The sequence below is a fragment of the uncultured Amphritea sp. genome (genome assembly GCF_937127095.1).
Classification (GTDB): domain Bacteria; phylum Pseudomonadota; class Gammaproteobacteria; order Pseudomonadales; family Balneatricaceae; genus Amphritea.
The window spans coordinates 14188-27503 of sequence record NZ_CAKZLP010000042.1 but is presented as its reverse complement, the minus strand read 5'-3'; the positions used below and the strand labels follow the sequence as shown (position 1 = coordinate 27503).

10 protein-coding genes are annotated in these 13316 nt (G+C 48.3%); 8 read left to right on the top strand and 2 right to left on the bottom strand.

The window, feature by feature from the left end:
* Window positions 1-64 precede the first annotated feature (64 nt).
* Both Q0499_RS09895 and Q0499_RS09890 read left to right on the top strand, forming a co-directional pair.
* Window positions 65-1660, top strand: coding sequence for an isocitrate lyase (locus Q0499_RS09895; RefSeq protein ID WP_299198826.1), 1596 nt, complete (start codon window positions 65-67; stop codon window positions 1658-1660).
* Between the two features lie 340 nt (window positions 1661-2000).
* On the top strand, window positions 2001-3689 hold the full coding sequence (locus tag Q0499_RS09890; RefSeq protein ID WP_299198824.1) for a sensor domain-containing diguanylate cyclase: 1689 nt from the start codon (window positions 2001-2003) through the stop codon (window positions 3687-3689).
* 20 nt (window positions 3690-3709) lie between these two features.
* Here Q0499_RS09890 and Q0499_RS09885 read toward each other — a convergent pair whose 3' ends face one another.
* Window positions 3710-4642 carry a LysR family transcriptional regulator gene (locus tag Q0499_RS09885; protein WP_299198821.1) on the bottom strand — a complete coding sequence of 311 codons (933 nt, stop codon included), beginning with the start codon at window positions 4640-4642 and terminating at the stop codon, window positions 3710-3712.
* A gap of 164 nt (window positions 4643-4806) precedes the next feature.
* On the opposite strand from Q0499_RS09885, the gene Q0499_RS09880 reads away from it, so the two are divergent.
* From Q0499_RS09880 to Q0499_RS09855, 6 genes are all read left to right on the top strand, one after another.
* Window positions 4807-6402 carry an isocitrate lyase gene (locus Q0499_RS09880; protein WP_299198816.1) on the top strand — a complete coding sequence of 532 codons (1596 nt, stop codon included), beginning with the start codon at window positions 4807-4809 and terminating at the stop codon, window positions 6400-6402.
* Between the two features lie 223 nt (window positions 6403-6625).
* A complete protein-coding gene (locus Q0499_RS09875) occupies window positions 6626-7189 on the top strand; it encodes a hypothetical protein (protein ID WP_299198814.1) in 564 nt (187 codons plus the stop codon).
* Window positions 7190-7534: 345 nt separating this feature from the next.
* Window positions 7535-8149 (top strand): OmpW family outer membrane protein, encoded by a 615-nt coding sequence (locus tag Q0499_RS09870; RefSeq protein ID WP_299198811.1) that lies wholly within the window; start codon window positions 7535-7537, stop codon window positions 8147-8149.
* A 739-nt stretch (window positions 8150-8888) separates the two neighbouring features.
* Entirely contained in the window at window positions 8889-9977 is a 1089-nt protein-coding gene (locus Q0499_RS09865; protein WP_299198808.1) for a methyl-accepting chemotaxis protein, read from the top strand.
* 191 nt (window positions 9978-10168) lie between these two features.
* Complete coding sequence (locus Q0499_RS09860; protein ID WP_299198806.1) at window positions 10169-10483, top strand: cupin domain-containing protein; 315 nt, start codon at window positions 10169-10171, stop codon at window positions 10481-10483.
* A gap of 124 nt (window positions 10484-10607) precedes the next feature.
* Window positions 10608-11447 carry an enoyl-CoA hydratase-related protein gene (locus Q0499_RS09855; protein WP_299198804.1) on the top strand — a complete coding sequence of 280 codons (840 nt, stop codon included), beginning with the start codon at window positions 10608-10610 and terminating at the stop codon, window positions 11445-11447.
* 13 nt (window positions 11448-11460) lie between these two features.
* Here the strand turns inward: Q0499_RS09855 and Q0499_RS09850 are convergent, their stop codons facing one another.
* Entirely contained in the window at window positions 11461-13236 is a 1776-nt protein-coding gene (locus tag Q0499_RS09850) for an ABC transporter transmembrane domain-containing protein (RefSeq protein ID WP_299198802.1), read from the bottom strand.
* Between the last annotated feature and the right edge of the window lie 80 nt (window positions 13237-13316).

Here is a 13316-nt window from a genome sequence, read left to right as displayed (position 1 = left end):
CTTCTAATCCAGAACCGATAAACTATAACCTCTGGATAGATAGCGACCAACAGAAGGATTTACCATGTCTAGCCTGAATCAAGATATCCAATCAGTCACCGCTCTGAAAGAAAACAACGGATCTGCCTGGGATGCAATCAACCCTGAGTCCGCTGCACGCATGCGCGCCCAGAACAAATTCAAAACCGGTCTGGATATCGCTAAGTACACTGCAGGCATTATGCGTCGCGATATGGCTGAGTTTGACAAAGATAAAACCAAATACACTCAGTCTCTGGGTTGCTGGCATGGTTTTGTCGGTCAGCAAAAGATGATCTCTATCAAGAAGCACTTCGGCAGCACCGAACGTAAATACCTCTACCTGTCTGGCTGGATGGTAGCTGCACTGCGTTCCTCTTTTGGCCCTCTGCCTGACCAGTCTATGCATGAAAAAACCGTTGTTGCTGACCTGGTCAGAGAGCTGTACACCTTCCTGCGTCAGGCAGATGCCCGTGAACTGGGTGGTCTGTTCCGTGAACTGGATAAAGCCCGTGAAGCTGGCGATGCTGCGAAAGAAGCTGAAGTTCAGGAAAAAATCGACAACCACGAAACTCACGTTGTGCCAATCGTTGCGGATATCGATGCCGGTTTCGGTAACGCAGAAGCCACTTACCTGATGGCTAAGCAGATGATCGAAGCCGGTGCGTGCTGTCTGCAGATCGAAAACCAGGTAGCTGATGAGAAACAGTGTGGTCACCAGGACGGTAAAGTCACCGTACCTCACGCTGACTTCCACGCGAAACTGCGTGCGCTGCGTTACGCGTTCCTTGAGCTGGGTGTGGATGACGGTGTTATCGTTGCCCGTACCGACTCTGAAGGTGCTGGCCTGACTAAAGAGATCGCAGTTGTGCGTGAGCCGGGTGATCAGGGCGATGTCTACAACTCTTACCTGGACGTTGAAGAAGTCTCTCCTGAAGACACTAACGAAGGCGACGTACTGATCAGCCGTAACGGTAAGCTGGTACGTCCTAAGCGTCTGGCTTCAGGTCTTTATCAGTTCCGTCAGGGTACTGGACATGAGCGTTGCGTATTTGACTGTATCGAAGCGCTGAACGCCGGTGCTGACCTGCTGTGGATCGAAACGGCTGTGCCAACGGTTCACGAAATCAAAGGCATGATGGATGACGTTCGTAAAGTACACCCGGATGCTAAGCTGGTGTACAACAACTCTCCATCATTCAACTGGACGCTGAACTTCCGTCAGCAGACTTACGATGCGATGGTTGAGGCCGGTGAAGATGTCTCTGCTTACGATCGTGCTAACCTGATGTCAGCTGAATACGATGATACTGAACTGTCTGCGAAAGCGGATGCCCGTGTACGTACCTTCCAGGCCGATACGGCTCGCGAAGCGAACGTATTCCACCACCTGATCACTCTGCCAACCTACCACACCACTGCGCTGTCGGTAGACAACCTGGCGAAAGAGTACTTCGGTGAAGCGGGTATGCTGGGCTACGTAGAAGGCGTACAGCGTAAAGAGATCCGTCAGAGCATCGCCTGTGTTAAGCACCAGAACATGTCTGGTTCTGACATCGGTGACGATCACAAAGAGTACTACGCGGGTGAAGCTGCGCTGAAAGCTGGTGGTGCGAAAAACACCTCTAACCAGTTCAGCTGATCTAAAGAGCTAAGCTTAAATAGATAAGTTAAATCAGATATCTCAACTGGCTTGATTTAACGCTGATATAAAAAGACGCTCCGGCGTCTTTTTTTTTGCTTTAAAAAACTCAACTGACCTTGCTTGGTATAAAATGAGCGCTGATCCATCACCTATATAAGAGAAATAGTCAGATACATTCTGGTTATCTTCTATAAAAAAGCTAACCAGAATGACCATACTTTTTTGTGATACAACAAGACTTATGAGAATATCTTATTAATCTTGACCTGACTGCTCATACAATTCTTCCGGCTAAAGTAGACTCAACATATGAATATTCTCTGTTGCTTTGAAACTGATGGATAAGTCTGCCAAACCTCTCTCGACCGACAGAGCCCTGTTTACTGGCCCTGAAGGGGATATCTCAAAAGCCCTTTTTCATAGCGCCAAAATCCCCATGCTCATCATCCTCCCCTCCAGTGGCGAGATAGTGAGCGCAAACAGTGCCGCATGCCAATTTTACGGTTACAACCTGAAACAGTTTTCACAACTAACCATCCATCAGATCAACCAGCTTTCTCCCTCAGACGTTGCAAATGAGATGTCAAAAGCCGCAACCGAAAAGCGGACACACTTTAATTTTGTTCATATGTTGGCCGACGGCAGCTTAAAAGATGTGGAAGTGCACTCAGGGCCGATGACACTCAATGGCGAGCAGTATTTATACTCTATCATTCATGACATAACAGAACGCAGAATAACCCAACAGAAACTTGCATCGCTCAACCGCGACTTTATCACCCTGCTGGAAAATACTACGGATTTTGTCTACTTCAAGGATATGGAGAGTCGCTTTCGATTCTGTAGTCAGACCGTGGCAAATATCACCGGTCATAAAAGCTGGAAAGATATGATCGGCAAACACGATTCAGAGGTGTTTCCAGCGGATATAGCAAAAATCTATATCGAAGAGGAAAAGCCAATCTTCACCCAGGGTTTATCAATTCAGAATCAGATTAACCCCTATTATAATGAACAGGGCTTACCTGGCTGGGTTAGCACCAATAAATGGCCGGTCTTCGAAGCAGACGGAAAAACCGTGGTAGGTTTATTTGGTATCAGTCGCGATGTCACCTTACAACATAACGCTGAAAAAGATCTTAAAATAGCAGCCAGTGTGTTTCAGCATGTCGGCGAAGGTGTTCTGATTACCGATGCCAACAATCTGATCATCGATGCCAATCAGGCATTCTGCCGCCTTTCTGGTTACCAACACCATGAAATAATCGATCGATCCCCCCGCTTTCTGAATTCCGGCCACCACGACCAGTCGTTTTTCAACCAGATCGAAGAATCCTTAACGGAAAACGGGATGTGGAAAGGTGACATATGGAACCGGCGCAAGAATGGTTCTCTGTTTGCCTGTCGCACCATCATTAGTGTAATTACCAATGAACAAGGAGAACCCGAATATAAGATTGGCTTGTTTTCTGATGTTACTCAGCTCCTGCAGCACTTCAATGAGGTCGAACATCTGGCTTACCATGATGCCCTGACAGACCTGGCCAATAGAGTTCTGTTTGATGACAGACTGAAGCAAGCACTGGTAGAAGCAAAACGTTATGATTTAAATCTGGCCGTCTGTTTTATCGACCTTGATAATTTCAAACCGGTTAATGACAGATTCGGACATAGAATCGGCGACCTTTTGCTAAAAGAGATCGCAGATCGCCTGACCGAAACGGTCCGCAGCGCAGATACGGTTGCCCGGCTGGGCGGGGATGAATTTGCATTGGTTCTAACTCATGCAGAAGCCCGGGAAGACTCTCTGCATACAGTAGAGCGCACTCTGCAGAGGATCTCAGCTCCTTTTACTCTGCCACTCGGCAATGTCATCACCGTAAGCGCCAGTATTGGTGTGTGTTTTCATGATAGAAACAGCCAGGAAACGCCTGCTCTAATGCTCCGGCGGGCAGACAGAGCAATGTATGAAGCTAAAGCCAAAGGGCGGAACTGTTATCACATCTATTCAGAGCCTGATAGCTAATTATTTTTTTACTGCCGCTATCAGGTAATCGCCACGTCTGAGATCAGCTTTCTCAGCCACTGATGAGGCGCATTGTGTTGCAGCAGCGGACTCCAGGCCATCTTAAACTCAAACTCGGGTATATCGAATGGCGGCTTTTTAATCACTAAACGGGGATTATCCGATTGCGTTGTTGCTGAACGGGTGGGTATTGTTGCAACCAGTCCTTTCTGCTGTGCCATCAGTGCTGCGGATTGATAGTGACGGGTAAACACCGTTATCTGACGTTTATGCCCCGCCCTTTCCAGCGCCTCATCAACCCACCCAAGTCGCTTGATGTCCTTAGGTGTGATTCCCATCCCGGCCCCCATGCCGGTCTTACTTACCCAGACATGTTTAGCCTGAAGGTAGCTCTCCAGTGAGAAGTTGAGTGAGATCGGATTGTCCACCGCAAACAGACATGAAAAACTATCGGTCCAGAGGGTTTTCTGATGAAACGCCTGGGGCATCGTATCAAAGCGATTTAAAACAAGATCAACAAGGCCCTGTTCTACCTCGGTAAAACTCATATCACTGGGGGTCATAATATCCAGAACAATATCAGGCGCCTCTTTACGCAGTCGCTTCAGCAATCGGGGAACCAGTGTCGCTTCACCATAATCACTGGTCATGATACGAAAAACACGATCACTGCGGCTGGGGTCAAAGGCACTGCCCGGCTCTATCACCTGTTCTACCGATGAAAGAATCTGTCTCAACAGGGGCTGAATTGCCTGAGCACGTTCCGTCGGCGCCATCCCTTCACTGGTTCGTACCAGCAATGGATCACTAAAAGTATCTCTTAAACGGCGCAAACCATTACTCATGGCAGGCTGAGTGATACCTAGCAAGCTCGCGGAACGGGTAACATTTCGCTCCCGTAATAACACATCCAGATAGACTAAAAGATTAAGATCGATCTTATCCAGGTTCATACGAAACCCCATCATTAGCGAGTTCAATCGCATACATTTACTTGGTGAATACTCTATATAATAGCTATTTATTTCCTTTATGTTAATAGCGGACATAGAATAGCTCCCATACCAAATAACAGAGCAGCAACTCAGCTGCCTAACAAATGAGAGAAGGAGACGCCATGTCTAGCCTGAATCAAGATATCCAAACAGTAGCAGGTCTGAAAGAAGCAAACGGATCTGCCTGGGATGCAATCAACCCTGAATCTGCGGCACGCATGCGTGCACAGAACAAATTCAAAACCGGTCTGGATATCGCTAAGTACACTGCAGGCATTATGCGTCGCGATATGGCTGAGTTTGACAAAGATAAAACCAAATACACTCAGTCTCTGGGTTGCTGGCATGGTTTTGTCGGTCAGCAAAAGATGATCTCTATCAAGAAGCACTTCGGCAGCACCGAACGTAAATACCTCTACCTGTCTGGCTGGATGGTAGCTGCACTGCGTTCCTCTTTTGGCCCTCTGCCTGACCAGTCTATGCATGAAAAAACCGTTGTTGCTGACCTGGTCAGAGAGCTGTACACCTTCCTGCGTCAGGCAGATGCCCGTGAACTGGGTGGTCTGTTCCGTGAACTGGATAAAGCCCGTGAAGCTGGCGATGCTGCGAAAGAAGCTGAAGTTCAGGAAAAAATCGACAACCACGAAACTCACGTTGTGCCAATCGTTGCGGATATCGATGCCGGTTTCGGTAACGCAGAAGCCACTTACCTGATGGCTAAGCAGATGATCGAAGCCGGTGCGTGCTGTCTGCAGATCGAAAACCAGGTAGCTGATGAGAAACAGTGTGGTCACCAGGACGGTAAAGTCACCGTACCTCACGCTGACTTCCACGCGAAACTGCGTGCGCTGCGTTACGCGTTCCTTGAGCTGGGTGTGGATGACGGTGTTATCGTTGCCCGTACCGACTCTGAAGGTGCTGGCCTGACTAAAGAGATCGCAGTTGTGCGTGAGCCGGGTGATCAGGGCGATGTCTACAACTCTTACCTGGACGTTGAAGAAGTCTCTCCTGAAGACACTAACGAAGGCGACGTACTGATCAGCCGTAACGGTAAGCTGGTACGTCCTAAGCGTCTGGCTTCAGGTCTTTATCAGTTCCGTCAGGGTACTGGACATGAGCGTTGCGTATTTGACTGTATCGAAGCGCTGAACGCCGGTGCTGACCTGCTGTGGATCGAAACGGCTGTGCCAACGGTTCACGAAATCAAAGGCATGATGGATGACGTTCGTAAAGTACACCCGGATGCTAAGCTGGTGTACAACAACTCTCCATCATTCAACTGGACGCTGAACTTCCGTCAGCAGACTTACGATGCGATGGTTGAGGCCGGTGAAGATGTCTCTGCTTACGATCGTGCTAACCTGATGTCAGCTGAATACGATGATACTGAACTGTCTGCGAAAGCGGATGCCCGTGTACGTACCTTCCAGGCCGATACGGCTCGCGAAGCGAACGTATTCCACCACCTGATCACTCTGCCAACCTACCACACCACTGCGCTGTCGGTAGACAACCTGGCGAAAGAGTACTTCGGTGAAGCGGGTATGCTGGGCTACGTAGAAGGCGTACAGCGTAAAGAGATCCGTCAGAGCATCGCCTGTGTTAAGCACCAGAACATGTCTGGTTCTGACATCGGTGACGATCACAAAGAGTACTACGCGGGTGAAGCTGCGCTGAAAGCTGGTGGTGCGAAAAACACCTCTAACCAGTTCAACTAATCGCTGAAGCACTAAAAAAGGCAGCGAAATAGCTGCCTTTTTTATAAGCGGTAACCGAGGCCGGGTGACGTTCCCTCACCCGGCCTCAACTTCTCTTAACTACAATTACAACAACTTCAATGACAACACCCTCTGATTTTTTAGCACTAAGAAAGAATGAGTCAGCTTTTTAAGTTAGAATCCTTTCCTGCTGTAACTGCAACCTGATTAAGTGATTTAGACTATGACCACACCTGCTTTTCTTAAAGATGCAAAAGAACTGTTAACCGAACAGGGTTTCACAACCGGTAATACCTGGTATCACGGCACTTCGTCAGCACTGGTTGAATCAATTAATGAGCTAGGCCTTAAGCGTTCAGGCGATACTGATCTGAATGAAGCCGCTAAGAATACAATGGCCACTATCGGTAATAACAACTATGCCGAAACAACTGAACCGGTATTCCTCAGCCAGAGTAAAGAGCTTGCGTATTACTGGGCGCAACAAACAGTCAGAAACCGCGGCGTGCGTATCGAAGGCGATCAACAGCCTGTTGTTTTCACAGTAGAACTGCCAGAAGCACTTAACGCTAAAGTGAAACCCGATGTAGGCGCTGCTAGCCTGCTACTGCTTCAGGAGGGTGAAAACTATATGGCTTTTCTGGCGGGTATTTATCAGGAAAATGGCTTCGATCTACCTGAAATAGATCTCATGAAAGCTGACCGCATGGAATACCTGAATAAACTCGGTATGGCCTACTTTGATGCCGACATTGATGCATCAAACCTGAAGCTAATCACTGAGTAATCAGTTCTTCATCGTAACAAGAGGCCGCTACTGCGGCCTTTCTTATATCTGCAAAACTGTTCGTATTTATCAACGAATCCGGTCCTGCATCCATTTCTACTTCCACATTTTTTCATAGCCCCACTTTTCTATAGCCGCTTTTTTTATAGGCCCAGATATTTAGCGGCTCACTTAGCTAAGGCCTCAAAGACCATACAAATAGAGTGGTTATATTGACCTGGCGCAACAGTATCAATCGATAAGGCGTTTAGCCGGGAAACACTGCTCTGAATCAATACTTTCTCAACGCAATACGTGTCAAATCAGTTCACTTTTTGACCGTTGTTTAGCATAAGGATTGTATTAATGAACAGAAAAGCACTTTCCGCATTAGTCATGGGCGTATCACTGACTGCCACCGCAAACTGTATGGCATATGAAGCTGGCGATATGATCCTGAAAGTCGGCGCCGCTAATGTTGACCCTCAAACATCGAATAACACTACTGTTGCAGGCCTGGATGTTGAAGATAATACCCAGTTGGGCATCACCGGCACCTATATGCTAACCGATAACATCGGTGTTGAACTGCTGGCTGCCACCCCTTTCAAACACGATATTACCCTTAATGGGGCTAAAGTCGGTGAAACTAAACATCTGCCACCTACCGTTTCTTTACAATACTACCCGATGGATAGCAGCTCTGCATTTCAGCCTTATGTCGGGCTGGGTATTAACTACACCACATTCTTCTCAGAAAGCACAACCGGTGCGCTGGCAGGTACCAAATTACAGTTGGATAGCTCATGGGGACTGGCGGCTCAGCTGGGTATCGATTATTCAATTAACGACCAGTTACTGGTTAATGCGGCTGTCTGGAAAATGGATATCAATACCGACGTGACAGTGAATGGATCCAATCTGGGTGAACTTGAAATCGACCCGATGGTGTATATGGTTTCTGTTGGTTACAAGTTCTGATTTAAGCTGATCAGTACGCATGCCGGGATGAAGCACTCATCCCGGTTTTATCCGAATCAACAGCTATTCTCTGTTTCATCGGCTCTGCCCTCTACCCCCCTTTCGCATTAACTACTGTCGAATTTCCCCCGGCTTCAGCCAACCATCGCTACATTAGCGTGATCCAAACTGACTGGCTTACTGATTGCCGTTACATACAACAAAAACAACCAGTGATATCAGAAAGTTAGGACGTCTGTTACGCCTACAGAATTCAGAGTAACCCCTGTTAACGACGGTCAGTACCAGTAAGAAGCCTGACAAAGCCATCCCCCTTATCAACTGCCTGGAGCGAATACGTTACCGGGTAAACCATGAGCTGATCTGTGAACTGAACTGTGAGACGAGCTGTGAAATAAGCTGTGAGATGAACGGTAAGACAGTAGTCGATAAGTCGCCGGAAAGTCTGCCCCCTTCTACTGATGAAACAGGGTTTTAAATAATCTATAAAAATGTTACCAACTAAGCGAGCTAATCGCACAATATAAAAATCATCAGCCCCTCTGTTTATTATCTCATCACGCTATATTTTCCAACGTATCAATTAGTTATCCATGACTGATACTCTTTGACCTGGTTTTATAAAAATGTAAGAATCCTTCACAATTTTAGCCCGGATAGCGAATAGCCTGAATACTAAGAGTCTAACGACTTATGTAGTGTTTTTACTATTTTTATCATTTATAGGAGAGTAATCCCTATGTTCGTTAGAGCTCGGATACTGGCAGAATCACGCCAGGAAGTTATCAGGCATGAACGGAATACAGAAAAGCTTCAGCAAGAGCTGAATGCTGCACGCGAACGGATCGCGATACTGGAAGCAGAATTGCAAGATGCCAATGGCGAGAAAGATAATGATATTGGTGTGATGAGAGGTGCGATTCAGGGTTTCTCTAAACTCAACAATATTCGCGAGCGAATCGCCTCAATGGCGACTAATTTGCTGTCAGAACGGAATAAGATCCTCGACTCGGCAACGATCTATGATCAGTCCTCTTCCAATATGAAGAAACTGGTGGCGGGACTCAGTGATGTTAATGGCGAAGTCAGCATCATACACGATCAGGTCTCAACACTTCGAAGTGTTGCTGAAGAGATCACCAAGTTTGTCGGCAGTATTAAAAACATTTCCGAGCAGACAAACCTTCTGGCACTGAACGCAGCCATAGAAGCAGCCAGAGCGGGTGAACAGGGACGGGGCTTTGCCGTGGTCGCCGATGAGGTCCGGACTCTCGCGAAGAGAGCCAGTGAAGCCAGCGGAGAGATTGAAAAACTGGTTGCGCAGATTGATCACAGCACTCAGGAAACACGCAACAGTATAGCCGAAACGCTTGGTAGCTGTGGATCTATGCTGGATAACGCCACTGAAACCAATGGGTCTCTGGAACGCCTGATCAATCACTCTATCTCCATGCATGACACCATTACCGATGAGGCTATGTCCAGCTTTCTTGAAACGGTAAAAATGGATCATATGGTCTGGAAACAAGACATATACAACCACTGGCTTGACCAGGAAACCGGGCATGGCCATATCTCTGACCACACACAGTGTCGTTTGGGCAAATGGTATTATGAAGGTGACGGAGCACAGAGCTACAAAACGATGCCTAGCTTTTCCTATCTGGAAAAACCCCACGCTGATGTACACAGGGGCGGATTGTTAGCACTGCAACGTATCGTAGAAAATGATCTGCATGGTTCTCTTGAAGCTATTCGTTTGATGGAGAAAGCCAGCGATGAAACCTTTGCAGTGCTGGAAAAGCTGGGTAGGGAGATTGGCAAGTAAACGACTATTGAAAGTCATAATATCGATAAAAAAGGGTGGAAATATTCACCCTTTTTATTGCACCAATCATACTCCGGACTACTGCTTCGAATAGGCGTTATTTAAAGCCGAAAATAACCCTTTTATACCTAGCGATGACGAATCTGTAGAACTGAACTAATCTTGTGCTATCCCATAGCAGAGATGAGTCAATGCAAAACCTGTTTACCAATATTCCGGCACAGCTTCCCGATGAGTTATTCACGACACTCTTAGAAAACAACCAGCTGAAGATAGAGCGTATCGTTTGCCGCGGACACCATTCAGCGGCGAAACACTGGTATGATCAGGCGCAGCATGAGTGGGTCTTGCTGATTCAGGGAGCTGCACGTATCGGTTATCCTGATAGCCCTTCAGTTGAGCTGTGTGCTGGTGATTATCTGCATATACCGGCTCACCGCAGGCATCGCGTCGAATGGACATCGACAGATCAGGATACTATCTGGCTAGCGATCCATTATGGCTGAATGAAGATTCCAGAGAGGCTACGGCAGCACTGCAACCGCTGGCATTATCTGATACAATTTTTTTCTCTATGTATAGATTATTTGTATAACAACCAATAAAGATAACAAATTCAACGGAACGATAATGACTGATAATCTGCAACTCCCTGCCCTGAATGACAGCATTCTAAGTCTGTCCAGCCGCATCGCCACTCTCACCTTTAACCGCCATGATGTACGTAATGCTCTGACAGGAACCCACCTGATCGATGATATCGTTAATGTTGCTGAGTGGGTTAACCGCACACCTGAAGTGTCGGTATTGATTATCACCGGTGAGGGCAGCGCGTTCTGTGCCGGTGGCAACATTAAAGAGATGAGCGAACGGGATGGCGACCATAAAGATGGCGCGTTTGGCGGAGACGTGTATACCGTTCAGGAAAAATACCGTCAGGGTATTCAGCGCATGCCACTGGCGATGAGTCGTATTGATATCCCGGTGATCGCCGCGATTAATGGCCCGGCTATTGGCGCCGGATTCGATCTTACCTGCATGTGTGACCTGCGCATCGGTTCAACTAAAGCCCTGCTGGGTGAAACCTTTGTTAATCTCGGCATCATCCCCGGCGATGGCGGAGCCTGGTTTCTACAACGACTCATCGGCTATCAAAAAGCGGCTGAATTGACGTTGACCGGTAGAATGATCAGTGCTGATGAAGCGAAAGAGCTGGGTATCCTTCTTGATGTGGTTGAACCTGATCAACTGATGGACAAAGCGATGGAGCTGGCCCGCCGTATTGCAGACAAGCCCCCTCAGGCGTTGCGCATGACCAAACGACTGCTGAAAACCGCGCAAAAGATGGAACTGCCTGAATTCCTCGAACATTCTGCCCTTATGCAGGGTATCTGCCACAACACCGAAGACCACCTGGAAGCGGTAAACGCCTTTGTCGAAAAGCGCTCCCCCAACTATCAGGGGCGTTGAGGCTTTAAATATTCTAAAGCGCTGACGCCTGAACCCTGGCGTCCGCTTTAAACTGCAACTTTGCCAGGCGTGAATACAGCTCTGAGCTTTGTAACAACTCCTCATGACTGCCCATTGCAACAACCCTGCCCTGATCCATCACCACAATCTGATCCGCATGCAGAATCGTTGATAGACGATGCGCAATGATCACGGTCGTCCGGCCCTGCATCAGGGTGTCCAGCGCCAGTTGCACCTTATGTTCACTTTCGGTATCCAATGCACTGGTGGCTTCATCCAGCAGCAATATTCGCCGGTCATTGAGAATCGCCCGGGCGATTGCAATACGCTGTTTCTGACCACCGGAGAGACGCACGCCCTGCTCGCCAAGATCACTGTAATAGCCATCCGGCAGCCGTTCAATAAACTCATGGGCATACGCTGCTTTTGCCGCCGCAATGACCTCTTCCTGAGTCGCATCGGAACGGCCGTAACGGATATTCTCGATCACATTGGCAGTGAACAGTGCCGGTTGCTGAGAGACCAGCGCCATCTGTTGTCTCAGTTCTCGTGGATTAAAGGCTCGCAGATCAACTGAATCAAAGCAGACCTGTCCTTTCTGTGGATCGTAGAAGCGCAACAGCAATTCAAATACGGTCGACTTACCCGCCCCGGATGGCCCTACCAGCGCAGTGATCGAGCCTTGTTCAAGGGTTAACGAGAAATCCTCCAGAGCCGCCTGATCGGGGCGTGAAGGATAGTTGAAACTGACCGCGTTTAATGAAAGTTTTGCTTCCAGAGTCATCGCATCGACCGACTGTTCGACGACACTGTCCGGCGCCTGAATCTCACTTTCGGCGTCGAGTAACTCCATCAGACGCTCCGTAGCACCGACCGCTCGTTGTAACTCACCATACACTTCAGACATCGTGCCAACCCCCATGGCGACAATCAGTGCATAAAAGACGAAAGCACCCAGCTCACCCGCCGTCATCGCCCCGGTAATCACATCATAGCCGCCAACCCAGAGCATCCCGGATAACGCACCAAAGACCAGAAGTATGACCATCGCCATCAGCATCGCCCGTTGGAGAATGCGGTGCTGTGCAACTTTAAACGCACTATCCACCTCGACGCCGAAAGCCTCACTCTCATGACTTTCCTGCGTATAACTCTGCACCGTTTTAATCTGCTGAATCGCCTCACCGGCATAGCTGCCAACATCGGCAATGCTATCCTGACTCTTACGCGCCAACGCTCGCACCCGGCGACCAAAAATCAGAATCGGTAAGAGAATCAGTGGCACACCGGCAACAATTATCAGTGATAATTTGATATTAGTGACAAACAGCATGATCAGTGCGCCGGAGGTGGTTACCAGACTGCGCAGCGCCATAGAAAAGGAGCTGCCGATAATCGATTGCAGCAGCGTAGTATCGGTGGTCAGTCGCGACATAATCTCGCCACTGCGGTTGATCTCAAAGAAACTGGGATGCAGGCTGATCACATTATCAAACACCGCCTGGCGGATATCCGCGGTGACCCGCTCGCCCAGCCAGGACACCAGATAAAAACGGATAAAGGTACCACAGGCCATCAGAACCGCCATCGCGATCAGCACCACGATCGCCTGATTCAGCTGCGTTACAGAGCCTGCCACAAAGCCATTATCAATCACCAGCCGCACACCCTGGCCGATCGCCAGCGTGATCCCTGCGGTAAATAACAACGCGATAATCGCGCCGACCCAGTACTTGCGGTATGGCAACATAAACCGCAATAACTGGGCCAGCGTTGATAATTTATTCATCAGTGAGCAGTCCGAATGAGTGACTAAGCCAAGAGGCATTGTTTAAGTAATACCTATATATTTCATTAGCTTATAAGAAC

Coding starts and splice junctions, on each gene's coding strand:
- Q0499_RS09895 (WP_299198826.1), top strand. CDS start 65: ATGTCTAGCCTGAATCAAGATATCCAATCAGTCACCGCTCTGAAAGAA.
- Q0499_RS09890 (WP_299198824.1), top strand. CDS start 2,001: ATGGATAAGTCTGCCAAACCTCTCTCGACCGACAGAGCCCTGTTTACT.
- Q0499_RS09885 (WP_299198821.1), bottom strand. CDS start 4,642: ATGAACCTGGATAAGATCGATCTTAATCTTTTAGTCTATCTGGATGTG.
- Q0499_RS09880 (WP_299198816.1), top strand. CDS start 4,807: ATGTCTAGCCTGAATCAAGATATCCAAACAGTAGCAGGTCTGAAAGAA.
- Q0499_RS09875 (WP_299198814.1), top strand. CDS start 6,626: ATGACCACACCTGCTTTTCTTAAAGATGCAAAAGAACTGTTAACCGAA.
- Q0499_RS09870 (WP_299198811.1), top strand. CDS start 7,535: ATGAACAGAAAAGCACTTTCCGCATTAGTCATGGGCGTATCACTGACT.
- Q0499_RS09865 (WP_299198808.1), top strand. CDS start 8,889: ATGTTCGTTAGAGCTCGGATACTGGCAGAATCACGCCAGGAAGTTATC.
- Q0499_RS09860 (WP_299198806.1), top strand. CDS start 10,169: ATGCAAAACCTGTTTACCAATATTCCGGCACAGCTTCCCGATGAGTTA.
- Q0499_RS09855 (WP_299198804.1), top strand. CDS start 10,608: ATGACTGATAATCTGCAACTCCCTGCCCTGAATGACAGCATTCTAAGT.
- Q0499_RS09850 (WP_299198802.1), bottom strand. CDS start 13,236: ATGAATAAATTATCAACGCTGGCCCAGTTATTGCGGTTTATGTTGCCA.